The following is a 16359-nucleotide window of genomic DNA, read 5'->3' as shown; positions in this document are numbered from 1 at the left end:
CTGTGATGCCGTCATCGCCCGACAAGCTGCAGCCCGCCCTGCTCGGCGGCGCGTTCATCGGCGTGCTCTCCGCGCTGCCGTTCGTGTCGTACGTGAACGCGTGCTGCTGCCTGTGGGTGCTCGTCGGCGGCCTGCTTGCGGCGTGGGTGATGCAGCAGAACCATCCGTACGCGATCACCACCGCGGATGGCGCGCTCGTCGGACTGCTCGCCGGGGTCTTCGGCGCGCTCGTCGCGACGGTGGTCTCGCTGCTGATGGCGCCGTTCCAGCGACAGCTCGATCTCTACATGTGGGGGCGGATGTCGCAGATGATGCGCGACGTCCCTCCCATCGTCGAGCAGATGATGGAGCAGCGGCGCAGCGGCCCGGCCGTGAACCTCATCGCCGCGGCCGCCGGGCTGGTGATGGCGCTCATCATCTATCCGATTTTCGCGCTGCTCGGCGGCTTGCTCGGCGCCGCGCTGTTCAGGAAGAGCGCGCCTCCGCCCCCGTTCACGGCGCCCGTCTCGCCGGCCGACCTCCCTCCCGCCCCCTAAGGGTTCAGCCCGGCCGGACCGATAATCCCGGAGAAATTGTGTGAATTGAGGGATGTGAGGGCCCGTTGAGGACACGCCTGCTTTTCGCCGGCTTCGCGCTGGCGGCCACTGCCGTCCTTGCAGGGCAGTCGCGCCCGCTGCAGCCGCTGCTCGTCGTCCGCCTGTCGGACGGGGCGCGTGGCGTCCAGGGATCCCAGGGTGCCGACGCGCAGGCGCAAAGCCCGGTGCGCCCCTCGCCGCTTCCGCCGATGCCCGTCGCGCGCCTCGACCCGACCGGCGCCAACGCGACGCTCGACGCGGTCCGCCCGCTGTCGCTCCGTTTCGCCCAGCCCATGCCGCTCCGCGACGTCCTCCTCCTCCTGGTGCGCGACACCGGCCTGAGCCTCGTCACCGAGCCGGGCGTCGAGGGCACGTTCGTCGGCGAGCTGTCCGGCGTGACGCTGCGGCAGGCGCTCGACCTGGTGCTCCAGCCGCACGGGTTCGAATACAGCGTCGAAGGAAACGCGATTCGCGTGTACCGCCGGCGCACCGGGACGCGCATCTTCGATGTCAACGTTTCCGCCGTGAAGCGCCGCGGCAACGGCGCGCTCTCGACGTCATCGTCGCTGCGCCGCGACGCCGGGAACGGCAGCCGCGCCGGCGTGGAGTGGACGGCGGACGCCGACGCGTTCGAGGAAGTCGCGCGCGGCATCCAGTCGCTCCTCTCGCCGCAAGGGCGGTTCGCCGTCGATCGTCGCGCGGGCGTCGTCCAGGTGACCGACTACGAGGATCGCATCGACCGCGTGGCGGTGTACCTGGAGAGCGTCGAGCGCCGCCTCGTGCGGCAGGTGGATATCGCAGCGCGCGTGGTGGAAGTCACGATGACCGATCCTCCGGCCGGAGGCGTGGACTGGCCGGCGGCGATTGCGAAGGCGCAGGTCACGTCCGCGTCCGGCACCGTCACGCTCGACTTTGACGCGTTCATGAAAGCGCTCGCGGAGCAGGGCAGCGTGTCGGTGCTCGCCAGCCCGCGCGTGAAGGCGCTGCACAACGAGCCCGCCGTGATGCGCGTCGGCCTGCAGGACATCACATTCGAGCGCGAAGGACCCGAGGGACGACAGGAGCACACCACCGCGGTCCTCGACGGTTTCTCGCTGGCGGTCGTGCCCCACATCTCCGCCGACGGGATGGTCACGATGAGCGTGGCGCCGAGCGTGGTACAGCACACGGGAGACGTGCGCGCGCGGGAACGGCAGAAGGCGCCCGTCACGGCGGTGAGCGAGGTGACCACGTCGGTGCGCGTCCGCGACGGCGAGACGCTCGTCCTTCCCGGGCTGCGGCGGGAGCGCGAGGCGCGGGAGGCGTCGGGCAGAGGGCTGGCGGGACTCTTCCGGCGCGCGCCGGCCCGCAAGACCTATTCGGAACTGGCGGTGCTGCTGACGCCGAAGGTGCTGTGATGTACGAGGAATACTACGGCTTCACTGAGAAGCCATTCAGCCTGACGCCGGATCCGAAGTACCTGTACAAGAGTGAGACGCACGCGAACGCGTTCGATCTCCTCCAGTACGCGATCCAGCGTCGCGAGGGCTTCGTCGTCATCACCGGCGATATCGGCACCGGGAAGACGACGCTGTGCCGGGCGATCCTCGAGCAGCTCGATTCGCGGACGTTCACGGCGCTCGTGCTGAACCCGTTCATCACCGAGGAGGACCTCCTCAGGATCGTGCTGCAGGACTTCGGCGTGGTCTCGCGCGAGGAAGTGAAGCGCGGCAGGCTCCTCGGGGTGACGAAGCAGGAGCTGATCGACACGCTCAACGAGTTCCTGCTGTCGCTCCAGCCGATCGGCGCGCGCGCGCTGCTGATCATCGACGAGGCGCAGAACCTCCCGAACCGGCTGCTCGAGCAGATCCGCATCCTGTCGAACCTCGAAACCGAGAAGGAGAAGCTGCTCCAGATCGTCCTCGTGGGGCAGACGAATCTGCAGGGGGTGCTGCGCTCGCCGAACATGCGGCAGCTCGATCAGCGCGTGTCGATCCGCTACGAGCTGCGGCCGCTGACGCGCGACGAGTGCGCGGCCTACGTGGCGCACCGGCTCTCGATCGCGGGGGGCGGCGCGAGCGTGACGTTCACGTCGCGCGCGCTCGACCTGGTGCACCGGTTCACCGGCGGCACGCCGCGCCTGATCAACCTGTTGTGCGATCGGTCGCTCCTGGGCGGGTTTTCGGAGCGCACGAACCGGATCACGCCAAGTCTGGTGAAGCGCGCGGCGTCGAGCCTCGATCTGCGGCTCGCGCCGGTGGCGTGGGCCGCGTGGCTGCGCCGGCGCGCGGCGTTCCTGGTCGCGAGCGCCGCGCTGGCGGTCGCGCCGGCGCTGTCCGTGTTGGTGCTCATGCAGGTCGGCGCGATTCCTCCGTGGGAGGAGCCAGCCCCGGTCGCGGCCGCGCCGGCGGCGCAGCCGGCCTCTGCGCCGGTCAGGACGACCGCGGTGAACGCGGCGCCCGCCGCGGCGCGACGGGCGAGTTTCTCGATCTTCGTGGGATCGTTCGAGAGCGAGGAGGACGCCGCGGCCCGCGCCCGCGAGCTGCAGCAGCTCGGCTTTAATGCCTACCGGGCCACGGTCGAGCGGGAAGACGGCTCGCGGTCGTTGCAACTTCTCGTCGGCACGTACGACAATGTCGAACGGGCGCGTGACGACGAGCGGCGCCTGCGGCAGGTGGCCGCGTTTTCCTCGGCGCGCGTCGTCCTGAACTGAGTCCCAGAGATGAGCCTGCTTCTCGATGCGCTCCGGCGGTCGCGCGGGTCGGGGCGCACGACGACCCCGCGATCGGCGCACGCCGACAACGTCCTCGCGACGCTCGGGTATTCACCGAAGCCGCCGACAAGCGGCCGCGGACCGCGCCTGACCATCTTCGCGGGCCTGGTCGTTCTGCTCGTCGCCGCCGGTGTGTGGTTGTGGCCGCAGCTGTTTCCCGCGGCGCCGGAGGCGCCGTCAACGGCGCCCGCGTCCCGGCAGGCGCGCCGTGCGGCGCCACCGTCTCCGTCGTCGTCTCCCTCGCCGTCCGCCGCGCGCCCCGCGCCCGGGACGCGGCCGTCACCGCCGCCCGGATCGCTGACGATGACGCCCGCACCTGCGCCGAAGCCTGCATCGCCGGTCGCACGGCCGCCGGCCGCGCTCGCGCCGCCTCAGCCGGCGCCGTCGGTGACGCGATCGGCCGCGTCGGCGACTCCGCCGGCCGTGGCGGTGAACCGGCCGGCGTCAGCTTCGCGTGCGCCCGCGCGCACACCTTCACGCGCACCATCGCGCGAGCCTTCGCGAGCACCCTCGCGCGAACCCGCGTCGAAAGATTTCACCCTCGCGCTCTACTACCACCGCAGCGGCGATTTCGAGCGCGCGCTGACGCATTACCGTGCGGTGCTCGAGCGCAACGAGCTGCACACCGAGGCGCACAACAATCTCGGTCTGCTGTACCAGGAGAAGGGGCTGCTGGCCGAGGCGGTCCGCGAGTTTCAGCGCGCGACCATCATCAACCCGCGATACGGCCGCGCGCACAGCAACCTTGGCGTGGCGCTCATGCGGCAGGGAAGGCTCGACGCCGCGCTCGCGGAGTTTGGCGTTGCGCTCTCGATCGACCCGCGCGACACCGACGCGCTCGTGAACCTCGCGCTCGCGCAGAAGGGCCTGCAGCGCGGCGAGGCGGCACGGACCTCGCTCCTGCGCGCGCTCACGATCAACCCGCGCCATGCCGCCGCGCACTACAACCTCGCGCTGCTCTACGACGAAGCCGGCGAGGTCTCCCGCGCCGTGGAGCACTATCGCGAGTTCCTCGATCACGCCGGCGTCGAGCACGCCCAGGTCGCGCCGGACGTCCGCGCGCGCGTCGAGTCGCTGTCCGCGCGCCTTCGCTAGATTAATCCCCGTTGGCAATGGTGAGTCATGCAGCAAAGCGCCGCGGCCGTCCGGCGCGCCCTTGAGGCATCGCCGAGAGAACACCTGCACGCAGCGAGCCTTCCGCCGTGGAGCCGGAGGCGCTACGATTGCCCGTCCACCGAGCGCCACGTCGGGGGCCATTGGGGGCACAAAGCATGGACGTGTTGAAGGTGAGCGCCAGTGACCGGGCCCGCACGGAGGCATGCGCACGGATGATGGTCAACTCGGAACCGTGGATGACGCTGCACCGATCCTTTGGTTCGGCACTCGCGGCCCTGAGCATTTGCGTCCGCCCCGACCTGAGCCCTCCTGCAGATCTTCCGGCGCTGTATAGCGGACGGCTATGACATGAAGGGGTCAGATCTAGAAAAAAGTGCGTTTTCGGGATCTGACCCCCCGTGCGCTACACTCCATTCCCTATGGCCGAGCGACCTGAAATCCACGCCCTCCTGGACGAAAAGCGGAACTTTCCCCCTTCCGACGCCTGGCGGAAGAACGCGCTGGTGAACGACCCGGCGATCTACGACCGCGCCGCGGCGGACCCGGAAGCGTTCTGGGGCGAGTTGTCAAAAGAGGTGGACTGGATACGGCCGTGGGACCGCGTGCTCGAGTGGGAGCCGCCCCACGCGAGATGGTTCGTCGGCGGCAAGCTGAACGTCAGCGCCAACTGCCTCGATCGCCACCTCCGCACGGCGCGCCGCAACAAGGCCGCGATCATCTGGGAAGGGGAGCCGGGCGAGCGCCGGACGCTGACCTACTTCGACCTGTACCGCGAGGTCAGCCGCTTCGCGAACGCCCTGAAGAGCCTCGGCGTGAAGCGCGGCGACCGCGTCGCGATCTACCTGCCGATGATGCCGGAGCTGCCGATCGCGATGCTCGCCTGCGCGCGGATCGGCGCCGTGCACAGCGTCGTCTTCGGCGGCTTCAGCTCGGAGTCGCTGCGCGATCGCATCAACGACGCGAAGGCGGTCGTGTTGATCACGGCTGACGGCGGGTACCGTCGTGGACAGCTCGTGCCGCTCAAGCAGATGGCAGACGAGGCGCTGAGCGACACCCCCTCCATCCGCCACGTCGTTGTGGTCCAGCGCCAGCCCGGCGGCACAACCTTCCCCGTGCGGATCCAGCAGGGGCGCGACCACTGGTACCACCGCCTGGTGCAGGACGTGGCGACGCACTGCGAGCCGGAGGCGATGGATTCGGAGGACCTGCTCTACATCCTCTACACCTCCGGCACCACCGGCAAGCCGAAGGGCATCGTCCACACGAGCGCCGGATACCTGCTCGGCGTGATGACGACCGCACGCTGGGTGTTCGACCTGCGAGACGAGGACGTGTTCTGGTGCACGGCCGACATCGGCTGGGTGACCGGCCACAGCTACGTGGTCTACGGGCCGCTGGCGCTCGGCGCGACCGTCGTGATGTACGAGGGAGCGCCTGACTGGCCGGCGAAGGATCGCTTCTGGGAGATCATCGAACGTTACGGCGTCTCCATCCTCTACACGGCGCCGACGGCGATCCGCGCGTTCATGCGCTGGGGCGCCGAGTGGCCGGCGAAGCACGACCTCACGAGCCTGCGCCTGCTCGGATCGGTCGGCGAGCCGATCAATCCCGAAGCGTGGATGTGGTACCACACGAACATCGGCGGCTCGCGCTGTCCCGTCGTCGATACGTGGTGGCAGACCGAAACCGGCTCGATCATGATCGCGCCGCTGCCGGGGATGACCGCCCTGAAGCCGGGGTCGGCCACGCTGCCGCTGCCAGGCATCAGCGCGGAAATCCGCAACCACGACGGCGCGCGCGTGGAGCGCGGCGGCGGCCTGCTCGCGATCACGCGGCCGTGGCCCGCGATGCTGCGCGGCATCTACGGAGACCCGGAGCGCTTCGTCCAGCAGTACTGGAACCGGTGGAAGGACAAGGTCTACTTCACGGGCGACGGCGCCCGCGGCGATGACGACGGCTACTTCTGGCTGCTCGGCCGTGTCGACGACGTGCTCAACGTGGCGGGGCACCGGATCGGCACGATGGAAGTGGAGAGCGCGCTCGTCGATCACCCGTTCGTGGCGGAAGCCGCCGTCGTCGGGCGGCCGCACGAGATCAAAGGACAGGCCGTTGCCGCGTTCGTGACGTTGAAGGAAGGGCACAAGCCGGACCCGGCGCTTGCCGAGGAGCTGCGCGAGCACGTGACGAAGAAGATCGGGGCGATCGCGCGGCCCGACGAGATCCTGTTCGCCGCGGACCTGCCCAAGACGCGCTCGGGCAAGATCATGCGCCGGCTGCTGCGCGACATCGCCGAAGGCAAGGCGCTCGGCGACACGACGACGCTGGCAGATCCGGGCGTGGTGGCGCGGTTGAAGTCGGAATACCAGGACCGCGAATAGAAGAACCTTTCCTTACTGCGCCTGCAGCCGGGCGATATCGGCGCGGTCGACGAGATAGTGGCGGCCGCGCCGCGTGGCCTTGAGCGCGCCCGATCGGATCATCCGCCGCAGCTCCCTCAACGTGCACTCGAGGAGGGTGGCGGCGGCGAGCAGCGTGACCGAGGTCGGCATCAGCGCGATGCGCTCGGTGCGGTTCCTTCCCTCCAGCTTCGCCCGCGCCACCGCGGTCTCCGCTTCCCTCATCACGGCCGCCGCCTCGAGGCCGGCGGCCTGCACCCGTTCGACCGCCACGGCCGCCGCGGTGAGCGTCACGCTCGCGCGCGACTCGCTCTTGTGATCGACCAGCACGAGCCGCTGCCGCACGGTGTCCCGGAAACGCGTCGCCAGGAGCGCCGCCTGGTCGAGCGACGTTTCCGGCAGCAGCGCCACGATCGAGTCCTCGTCGTGGCGCGCGATCCAGTCGTGCGTGCGGAAGAAGCGCCGCGCGAGAATGCCGAGGCGCTCGAGCACGCGGTCACCCACGCCGTAGCCGTGCTCGCGGTTGATCGCGGAGAGATCGTCCACGTCGAACAGAATCAGCGCGAAGGATCCCTGGTGCCGCATCGCGCGCTGCGTTTCCTGCTCCAGCGCGAGGTCGAACACCGGCCGCGCGATGAGCGTGGTCAGCGGATCGCGCACCGCGCCGTACGCCGGCGTGTCGAGCAGACGGGCGGTGAATGCGGCAAGTACATCGAGCGCCGCTCTCCGGACGAAGAGCAGCACCATCGGCCAGGGCTCCGATGTGGCGCCGATGCGGTCGTCGAGCGCGAGCTCGTCGGCGATGATGCGGCCCGCGGTTTCGGTCGCGTGGAACAGGCGTCTGGGTCCCAGCGCCTCGAGGCAAATCCTGTACAGGTCGTGGACGGCGCCGGCCCGCGGGCTGACCTCCCCGTGCTCGAGCGCGGAAAGCGTCAACGTCAGGAGGAGCGTGGCTGCCGATCGCGAGCTCTCAGGCGTGAGCGCGTCAGCGTAGAGCGCGTGCAGCTCGCTCGAGAGGTCGGATACGAGCGCCGCGTTCCGCTCCCGTAGGACTTCGATGGCCTCGCGACGCACCACCGCGCCGGGTCCCCCTTCGCTGCCGCCCGACATGCCTCATGATAACCGGAAGCCCGCTCAGCTTGCCGGAAGCCCTCGCCGCCGGCTCTAATGGGATCCACGCTCACAGCCGAGATTGGAGATCAGGATGTCCAGACGCCTGGGGATCGATCTGTCCTCCGAGGTTGTCGCGCTCGCCGACGTGCGCGAGACGCGCAACGGGCGGATCCAGCTGCGCGGCTTCGCGCTGATCGACACGGGTGGCGATGCGCTGTCGCTGGCTGCTGACCTGCGGCGCGCCAGGCGCAAGCACCGGTTTCCCGGGAACGCCGAGGTGGTTGCCTGGGCGGGCGACGCCCGCGTGGAGGCGGTCCGCGGCGCAGGGTTGGCCGTCGAACGGGTGATCACCCCCGGCGAGGCGCTCGCGCGCGTCGAGCGGATGCACCGGGCTTCGGCCCCTCCGGGGTCGAACACGGCGGTGATCGCGTTGCACGCCGGCGGCGGCGCTCTCGCAATCGTCCAGGACGGACGCGTGCGGCACGAGACGCCGCTGACCTGGTCCCCGCTGACAGCGGCGTCGCTTGGCAACCCGGATCTGCTGCGTCGTTACGCGTTTCTATCCGAACTGACCGAGCTGCTTCGCGGATCGTTTGCCGCCGCAGCGAAGCTCACCGGACGCCCGGTCACCGACATCCTGACCTGCGGCAGCCTGCCGGAACTGCGCTCGTTCACCATGCCGCTGGCCGACGAGTTCGACGTGGAGGTCGAGACGCTCGACTCGGCCGATAACATCGACGTGCGCGTCAAGGGGCCGGCGTTTGACGTGCTCCTGGATTCGATTGCGGCCATGCGCATCGCGATCGCGGCCGGCCGCCGCTGGCACGGCCAGCCCGCCATCGGCAGGAAAGTGCTCCGCGTTGCTGTTCCCTCGGGGATTGCCGCCGGTGCACTCTACGCGTTTGCGTTGTATGGCTTCGGCGGCGGGTCCGCGCCGAGCCCGCTCGAGGAGCACGCACGGGTGACCGCGCCGGCGCGTCCAGCCTCGCCGCCGCGTGCCGCCGGTCCGGCCCCCTCGCGCCCCGCGCAGCCCGCGCCACAGCAAGCGGCTGCACCGGCGACGATGGTTGCCGCTGCACCGCCTCCGGGACTCGCCCCCACAGCCACGCGCGAACCCATCGAACCCATCGAACCCGTCGAACCCATCGAACCCGTCGAACCCATCGAACCCGTCGAACCCGTCGAACCCGTCCGCCCCGCAACCTTCACCGTCACCTCGATCCTCTGGTCTGCGGAGCGGCAGTTCGCGGTCGTGGATGGCCAGGTACTCGGCGTCGGCGACACGGTGGATGGGGCGCGAATCGTGGAAATTCAACCGGACGCGGTGCTCGCGCGCGACCGGGCAGGGCGCCTGCGCCGCGCCCCGCTCAGTCGTTCGGGGCCGTCGTCAGGCGGGTTGGAATGATGTTGCCGAAGCCCGACCATAACCGTAGGATCGATCTCTTTCCAACCGCGAGGACCAGCCGTGCGCAAGAAGATTGGTGAGTGCCTGATCCAGGCAGGGCTCATCACCGAAGACGACCTGCAGTTGGCGCTCGTCGAGCACAAACGCACGGGCGAGCGCCTCGGGGCCGTCCTCGTGCGCATGGGCCTCGCGAGTGAAAAGCAGGTGACGAAGGCCCTTGCCTACCAGCTCGGCTTTCCCTACGCCAGCCTTGCCGACGAGCCGCCGGATCCGGCGGCGATCATCCTCATCCCGAGAGACGTTGCGCTCAAGCGTGTGTGCGTGGCCGTGCGCCTGGAGAAGAACCTGCTCACGGTCGCCATGTCCGACCCGCTGCTGTTCAGCCTGGTGCAGGATCTCGAGTTCCAGACTGGCTATCGCATCCGGCAGGTGGTCGCGACGCGGAGCGACATCCTCCAGGCCATCGAAACCGGGTACCCGGACAAGGCGCTCGCGAAGTACGGCGAATCGGGTCCCGCGCTCGCCGCGCAGACCAGGAGAGGTCCGGGCGTGGGTCACGCGCCGGGCGGCGGTGCGCTCGTGCGGCGCAGCGACGACGACGTGTTCGAGAGCGCGCAGGCGGCGGCCGGGAAGGAAGCCAGCAGCGACGCGGCGCCCATCATCGACCTGGTCGATCTCATCGTGAACAGCGCGATCACCAGCCGCGCCAGCGACGTCCACGTCGAGCCGATGGAGAAGGGCGTGCTCGTGCGCCACCGCCTCGACGGCATCCTCAAGGAGGTGATGGACCTCCCGAAGTGGGTGCACGAAGGGCTGGTGGCGCGCCTCAAGATCATGGCCGGCCTCGACATCGCCGAAAAACGGCTGCCGCAGGACGGACGGCTGCGCGTGAAGACGGAAGAGGGCCAGGACGTGGACTTCCGCGTCTCGACCCTGCGGACGCTCTTCGGCGAGAAGATCGTGCTGCGCGTGCTCGACCATCGAAAGGGGGCCCCGCCGCTCGAGGAGCTCGGGCTTTCCGCCCCCGCGCTCGAGGAACTCAAGCACTTCCTTCGCCATCAGCACGGCATGATCCTCGTCGTTGGCCCGACCGGCAGCGGCAAGACGACGACGTTGTCCTCGGCGCTGACGTCGATCCGCTCGGGGCGGACGAACATCATCACGATCGAGGATCCGATCGAGTACCAGATCCCCGGCGTGAACCAGACGCAGGTGAACGAGAAGGTCAGGCTGACGTTCAGCAGCGCGCTGCGCGCGATCCTGCGGCAGGACCCCGACGTCATCCTGCTCGGCGAGATCCGCGACCAGGAGACGGCGAAGATCGCGATGCAGGCCGCGCAGACCGGCCACCTCGTGCTCTCCACGCTGCACACCGACGACGCGCCGTCGTGCGTGACGCGGCTCACCGACATGGGGGTCGAGCCCTACGTCATCGCCTCCGCGCTCGTCGGCGTCGTCGCGCAGCGGCTGGTACGGCGGCTGTGCCCGCACTGCAAGCGTGTGTACACGCCGTCGCCCGACACGTTGCGGGCGCTCAACATGCCGGAAGGCGAGGCGGCGCAATTCCCGTTCTACCGCGCCGTGGGGTGCGAGCAGTGCAACCACACCGGCTACCGCGGGCGCATCGCGATCTACGAGGTGATGCGCGTGAACGACAAGCTGCGGCGCATCATCGCCTCGCGCGGCGGCGAGGACGCGGCGCGCGACGTGGCCCTCAGCAGCGGCATGCTGACGCTCGGCGAGGACGGGCTCTCGAAGGTGAAGGGCGGCATCACCACCGCCGAGGAGCTCTTGCGCGTGGTGACGGAAGTGCGCGAGATGCGCACGATCTGCCCGGGGTGCGGCGGCAGCGTCGCCATGGACTTCAACGCGTGCCCGCACTGCGGGCGCCGGCTCTCCGGCGGCTGCACGAAGTGCGGGCGGCCGCAGCAGCCCGGGTGGAACTTCTGCCCGTACTGCTCGAGTTCGGCGACGCCGAAGGCCGGCAGGCGGCTGCGCGACCAGCGGCGCGCGCTGGAACTGCCGGCGTCGAACGTGACGGAGTTCAAGAAATCCGAGAAGGCGTGACCTGCGTTCGTGAAGAATTACTACGAGCTGCTATCGATAGCCCCGGATTCCGGCGCGGACGACATCAAGCGCGCGTTCCGGCGCGAGATCGCGCGCTACCATCCTGACAAGGTCGCGCACCTCGGCCCGGAGTTCCTGCAGATCGCGGAAGGACGCGCGGCGGAGCTGACCGAGGCCTATCGCATCCTCACCGATCCGATGGCGCGCGCGCAGTACGACGGGCAGCTGCGCAAGGCGCCGGGCGAGTTCTTCACGCCGCCGCCGGCGCGGGACGTGCGCGCTCCCGCTCGCGAGCCCGAAGCCCCTCCGGCTGATGCGCCGCCGAAGGCGGCCGACCACGCTTTCAAGGAGGAGCGCGCGAACCGCGACGAGTTCGTCCGGCGCGCGGGGCTCGTCCGCTTTCGCGACGCGATGCTGCAGGCGCTCGGAGAGGTGGACGTGTTGCCCGCCGCCCGCGGCTTCGATGTGTTCGTCGCCAGGCCCCGCCGCGGACTGTTCGGCAGGCCGGGGCTGCCCCTCCGGGTGCTCGCACGGTTTGTCACAACGGTTGATGCCGCGGCGGTGGACGAAGCGTGGGGGCTCGCGCTCAAGGCCGGGTCGAGCGCGGGAAGCGCCCCGGTCGTTTTTCTGATGGGCAGTGGGATGGCGCCTCCCGCGGCGCTGGCCGCGCGCGTCGCCGACCTGCGCCGCAAGGCGCGCGGCCGCTGCCCGGTGGTCGTGCCGGTGGACGTGCGCGACTGGGAGGCGCTGGTTCCGACCGACGCGCCCTCGGGCGTGCGCGAAATCCTGGCAAAGCTCAAGAAACCAAGCTGAAACCCGGAACCCCCGAACCAGACCTCGCGTATCCTGTAGGCGATGGCTCTTATCGAAACCCACGACCTGTGGAAGACCTACGTGATGGGCGCCGAGGAGATCCACGCGCTGCGCGGCGTCAGCCTCGCGATCGAGCCCGGTGAGTACGTCGCCATCATGGGGCCGTCCGGGTCAGGCAAGTCCACGCTGATGAACCTGATCGGCTGCCTGGACACACCGTCGAAAGGAACCTACCTCCTGAACGGGAAGCTCGTGTCGCAGATGAACGATGACGAGCTGGCGCGGATCAGGAACGAGGAAATCGGGTTCGTGTTCCAGACGTTCAACCTGCTGCCGCGCGCCACCGCGCTGCACAACGTGGAGCTGCCGCTCATCTACGCCGGCGTGCCGGCAAGAGTCCGGGACACGCGCGCCAGGGAGGCGCTCGATCGGGTGGAGCTCAGCTCGCGCATCACGCACCGCCCGAACGAGCTTTCGGGCGGTCAGCGCCAGCGTGTCGCCATCGCGCGCGCGCTCGTCAACAATCCGTCCATCCTCCTTGCCGACGAGCCCACCGGCAACCTCGACTCGAAGACCGGCGAGGAGATCATGGCGCTCTTCGCCAGGCTGCACCAGGCGGGCAACACGATGATCCTCGTGACACACGAGGCCGATATCGCCGCGCACGCGGACCGCGTGGTGCACATCAAGGACGGGACAGTCGAGAAGGACGTGACACGCGCGGCTTAACGGCGCCGCGCATCGAGCCTGGGAACGGCCTCCAGCAGTCCCCGCGTGTAGGGGTGTTCAGGCGACTCGAAGACCGTGTTCGCCGATCCCATCTCCACTATTCGCCCCTGCTGCATCACCGCCACGCGATTGCAGACGTGCCGCACGAGCCTGAGATCGTGCGCGATGAACAGGTAAGTCAGGTTCAGCCGGCGCTGCAGCTCCATCAGCAGGTTGATGACCTGCGCCTGCACCGAGACGTCCAGCGCCGAGACCGGCTCGTCGGCGATCACGAACGAGGGGCTCAGCGCGAGCGCGCGCGCCAGCCCGATCCGCTGGCGCTGGCCGCCGCTGAACGCGCTGGGGTATTTCGCCGCGTCTGCCGGGTCGAGCCCCACCAGCGAGAACAGCTCCCGCACGCGCGCGCGGCGCTGCGCCTCGCTTCCCACGCGATGGATCACGAGCGGCTCCTCGACGGTCTCGCCGGCGCGCATGCGCGGGTTGAGCGAGGAGTACGGATCCTGAAAGACAATCTGCATCCGGCGGCGCGCGGCGCGCATCTCGCCGCGTGACAGCGCGAGCAGGTCGCGCCCGAGGAAGTCGATCTCGCCCGACGTCGGTTCCACCAGCCGCAGGATGCAGCGTGCTGCCGTCGTCTTGCCGCTGCCCGACTCTCCGACCAGCCCGAACGTCTCTCCCTCCTCGATCTCGAAGCTCACGTCGTCCACGGCGCGGACCGGTGCGCCGGCGCGGAAGAGACCGCCTCCGCGGGGGAAGTCCTTGGTGAGGTGGCGGACGGAGAGGAGCGGCATCAGTCCACCGCCCCCGTTCGCGTGATGCCGGCCGGCTCCAGGCCGGGTGGCTCCGCGTCAGGCGAATGGAGGTAGCAACGCACCAGTCGACTGAACCCGGGCGCGGTGAGCGCCGGCGTCGCCGCGTCGCACGGCTCGAACCGATCCGGGCATCGCGGCGCGAAGGCGCAGCCGATCGGAAACGCGCCAAGCGCCGGGACGTTGCCGGGAATCGCCGCGAGCGGGCGTCGCGGCGCGCCGCCGGGAACCGAGGCCAGCAGCCCGCGGGTGTAGGGGTGCTTCGGATCGCGGAACAGATCGCGGACCGGCGCCTGCTCGACGATCCGCCCGGCATACATCACCGCCACTCGGTCCGCCCTCCCGGCCACGATCCCCAGGTCGTGCGTGATGAGGAGCAGCGCCAGCCGGAACACGTCGCGCATTTCCTCGAGCAGGTCGAGCACTTGCGCCTGGGTCGTGACATCGAGCGCCGTCGTGGGCTCGTCGGCGATGAGCAGGGCGGGAGCGCAGGCGATCGCGAGCGCGATCGTGGCGCGCTGGCGGAGCCCCCCGGACAACTGGTGGGGATACTCGTCCACGCGCCGTTGGGGTTCCGGGATGCTGACGCGGCGGAGGAGGTCAATCGCCTGGGCGCGGGCGTCGCGCCTCGTCGCGGCGCGGCCGTGCGCCACGAGCGTCTCCGCGATCTGCGCGCCGATGCTGAAGACCGGGTCCAGCGCGCTCGCGGGCTCCTGGAAGATCAGGCCGATCTCGCCGCCGCGGATCTCCCGCATGTCGCGCTCGTCGAGCGCCAGCAGGTCCCGCCCCTTGAACAGGATCGATCCGGCGGCGACGCGGGCCGCCGGCGGCGCCAGCCGGAGGATCGAGAGCGCCGTCATCGACTTGCCGCTTCCGGATTCGCCGACGAGGCACAGCGTCTCGCCCGCGCGAACCTCGAAGCTGACCCGGTCCACGGCCGCGGCCGGTCCGCCCGGCAGGTCGACGATCGTCGTCAGGTTGCGGACGCCGAGGAGCGGCGCGTCGGCCATCAGCTCCCAGTATCGGTCTCGCGGTGCTCGCCGAACACCTGCCGCATCGCGTCGGCGACCTCGCCGAGCGTGGCGCGCGCCTCCACGGCTGCGATGACGGCCGGCACGAGGTTGCCGGTCCCGCGGGCGGTCCCGGACACCGTGGCGAGCGCGGCGCGGCACTCCGCCTCGTTCCGCGCCGCACGGAACGCGCGCGTGCGCGCCGCCTGCCGCTGTTCGAGATCGGCGTCGATCCGGAGGAGCTCGATGCGTGACGGCTCGTCGGTGTCGTGGCGGTTCAGCCCCACGACGATCGCCTCGCGGCTGTCGATCGCCTGCTGCGCGCGGTACGCCGAGTCCTGGATCTGTTTCTGGATGAAGCCCGCCTCGATCGCGCTCAGCGTTCCGCCCAGGCGGTCGATCTGGGCGATCAGGTCGCGCGCCCCCGCTTCGATCTCGTTCGTCTTCGACTCCACGGCGTACGAACCCGCAAACGGGTCGATCGTGTTCGGAACGCCCGTCTCGTAGCCGATGATCTGCTGCGTGCGCAGCGCGATGCGGGCGGACTCCTCCGTCGGGAGCGCCAGCGCTTCGTCACGGCCGTTGCAGTGGAGCGACTGGGTGCCGCCGAGCACCGCGGCCATCGCCTGGATCGCGACGCGGACGATGTTGTTGTCCGGCTGCTGCGCGGTGAGCGTGCTGCCGGCGGTCTGCGTGTGGAAGCGGAGCTGCTGCGCGCGCGGGTTCTTCGATCCGAAGCGCTCGCGCATCAGGCGGGCCCACAGCCGCCGCGCGGCGCGGAACTTCGCGACTTCCTCGATGAAGTCGTTGTGCGCGTTGAAGAAGAACGAGAGCCGTTGTCCCAGCCGATCGATGTCGAGCCCCGCCGCCCGCGCCGCCTCGACGTAGGCGATCGCGTTGGCGAGGGTGAACGCCACTTCCTGGACCGCGGTCGAGCCGGCCTCGCGGATGTGATACCCGCTGATCGAAATCGTGTTCCACTCGGGCAGCTCGCGGTCGCAGTACGCGAAGATGTCCGTGATGATCCGCAGCGACGCGCGCGGCGGGTAGATGTACGTGCCGCGCGCGACGTACTCCTTGAGCACGTCGTTCTGCACCGTGCCCGAGAGCTTCCGCGGGTCGACGCCCTGGCGCTTCGCCACCGCGACGTAGAGCGCGAGCAGGATGATCGCCGTCGCGTTGATCGTCATCGACGTGGAGACCTTGTCGAGCGGGATCCCGTCGAAGAGCAGCGCGAGGTCGTCGATCGTGTCGATCGCCACGCCGACCCGCCCGACCTCGCCCGCCGCGAGCGGATGGTCGGAGTCGTAGCCGATCTGGGTGGGCAGATCGAACGCGACGCTCAGGCCGGTGACGCCCTGGCTGAGGAGATATCGATACCGCTGGTTCGACTCCGCCGCGGTCCCGAACCCCGCATACTGCCGCATGGTCCAGAGCCGCCCGCGGTACATCGTGGGCTGGATGCCACGCGTGAACGGGAACTCGCCGGGCTGTCCAAGATCGCGCCGCGGGTCCCATTCGCGCAGGTCGTCGGGCGCGACGTAGGGACGTTGTGAAGGCATCGGCGAATTGTA

13 protein-coding genes are annotated in these 16359 nt (G+C 69.8%); 9 read left to right on the top strand and 4 right to left on the bottom strand.

What is annotated here, in order from left to right; all coding sequences use genetic code 11:
- Nucleotides 1-5: 5 nt before the first annotated feature.
- The 5 genes from HYU53_07810 to acs all read left to right on the top strand — a co-directional run bounded on the left by HYU53_07810 (nucleotide 6) and on the right by acs (nucleotide 6821).
- Nucleotides 6-536: a DUF5518 domain-containing protein gene (locus tag HYU53_07810; GenBank protein MBI2221100.1), complete on the top strand. Its 531-nt coding sequence runs from the start codon at nucleotides 6-8 to the stop codon at nucleotides 534-536.
- 65 nt (nucleotides 537-601) lie between these two features.
- On the top strand, nucleotides 602-1972 hold the full coding sequence (locus HYU53_07805) for a hypothetical protein (protein ID MBI2221099.1): 1371 nt from the start codon (nucleotides 602-604) through the stop codon (nucleotides 1970-1972).
- On the top strand, nucleotides 1972-3267 hold the full coding sequence (locus HYU53_07800; protein MBI2221098.1) for an AAA family ATPase: 1296 nt from the start codon (nucleotides 1972-1974) through the stop codon (nucleotides 3265-3267). Before HYU53_07805 ends, HYU53_07800 begins: the two co-directional genes overlap by 1 nt.
- 9 nt (nucleotides 3268-3276) lie before the next feature.
- A complete protein-coding gene (locus HYU53_07795; GenBank protein ID MBI2221097.1) occupies nucleotides 3277-4422 on the top strand; it encodes a tetratricopeptide repeat protein in 1146 nt (381 codons plus the stop codon).
- Between the two features lie 440 nt (nucleotides 4423-4862).
- Nucleotides 4863-6821, top strand: coding sequence for an acetate--CoA ligase (acs, locus tag HYU53_07790; GenBank protein MBI2221096.1), 1959 nt, complete (start codon nucleotides 4863-4865; stop codon nucleotides 6819-6821).
- Nucleotides 6822-6833: 12 nt separating this feature from the next.
- Here the strand turns inward: acs and HYU53_07785 are convergent, their stop codons facing one another.
- Nucleotides 6834-7949, bottom strand: coding sequence for a diguanylate cyclase (locus HYU53_07785; GenBank protein MBI2221095.1), 1116 nt, complete (start codon nucleotides 7947-7949; stop codon nucleotides 6834-6836).
- A 94-nt stretch (nucleotides 7950-8043) separates the two neighbouring features.
- Between HYU53_07785 and HYU53_07780 the strand changes: the two genes are divergently transcribed.
- Genes HYU53_07780 through HYU53_07765 form a run of 4 tightly spaced genes read left to right on the top strand, consistent with a single transcriptional unit; the run spans nucleotide 8044 to nucleotide 12966 of the window.
- Nucleotides 8044-9357: a hypothetical protein gene (locus HYU53_07780; protein MBI2221094.1), complete on the top strand. Its 1314-nt coding sequence runs from the start codon at nucleotides 8044-8046 to the stop codon at nucleotides 9355-9357.
- A gap of 60 nt (nucleotides 9358-9417) precedes the next feature.
- The gene (gene tadA, locus HYU53_07775) at nucleotides 9418-11424 is read left to right on the top strand and encodes a Flp pilus assembly complex ATPase component TadA (GenBank protein ID MBI2221093.1); all 2007 of its coding nucleotides are present in this window, start codon (nucleotides 9418-9420) and stop codon (nucleotides 11422-11424) included.
- Between the two features lie 9 nt (nucleotides 11425-11433).
- Nucleotides 11434-12237 (top strand): J domain-containing protein, encoded by an 804-nt coding sequence (locus tag HYU53_07770; GenBank protein MBI2221092.1) that lies wholly within the window; start codon nucleotides 11434-11436, stop codon nucleotides 12235-12237.
- A 42-nt stretch (nucleotides 12238-12279) separates the two neighbouring features.
- The gene (locus HYU53_07765) at nucleotides 12280-12966 is read left to right on the top strand and encodes an ABC transporter ATP-binding protein (protein MBI2221091.1); all 687 of its coding nucleotides are present in this window, start codon (nucleotides 12280-12282) and stop codon (nucleotides 12964-12966) included.
- Here the strand turns inward: HYU53_07765 and HYU53_07760 are convergent.
- From HYU53_07760 to HYU53_07750, 3 genes are read right to left on the bottom strand one after another with little or no spacing between them, the layout of a single operon-like run.
- Nucleotides 12963-13757 carry an ABC transporter ATP-binding protein gene (locus tag HYU53_07760; protein MBI2221090.1) on the bottom strand — a complete coding sequence of 265 codons (795 nt, stop codon included), beginning with the start codon at nucleotides 13755-13757 and terminating at the stop codon, nucleotides 12963-12965. The genes HYU53_07765 and HYU53_07760 overlap by 4 nt on opposite strands.
- The gene (locus tag HYU53_07755) at nucleotides 13757-14785 is read right to left on the bottom strand and encodes an ABC transporter ATP-binding protein (protein MBI2221089.1); all 1029 of its coding nucleotides are present in this window, start codon (nucleotides 14783-14785) and stop codon (nucleotides 13757-13759) included. The genes HYU53_07760 and HYU53_07755 overlap by 1 nt, the downstream gene beginning before the upstream one ends.
- Nucleotides 14785-16347 carry a methylmalonyl-CoA mutase gene (locus tag HYU53_07750; protein MBI2221088.1) on the bottom strand — a complete coding sequence of 521 codons (1563 nt, stop codon included), beginning with the start codon at nucleotides 16345-16347 and terminating at the stop codon, nucleotides 14785-14787. The genes HYU53_07755 and HYU53_07750 overlap by 1 nt, the downstream gene beginning before the upstream one ends.
- Nucleotides 16348-16359 lie beyond the last annotated feature (12 nt).

Source organism: Acidobacteriota bacterium, from assembly GCA_016184105.1.
GTDB lineage: Bacteria > Acidobacteriota > Vicinamibacteria > Vicinamibacterales > 2-12-FULL-66-21 > JACPDI01.
The sequence above is the reverse complement of the archived record's forward strand: the minus strand, read 5'-3'. Positions and strand labels throughout refer to the sequence as shown.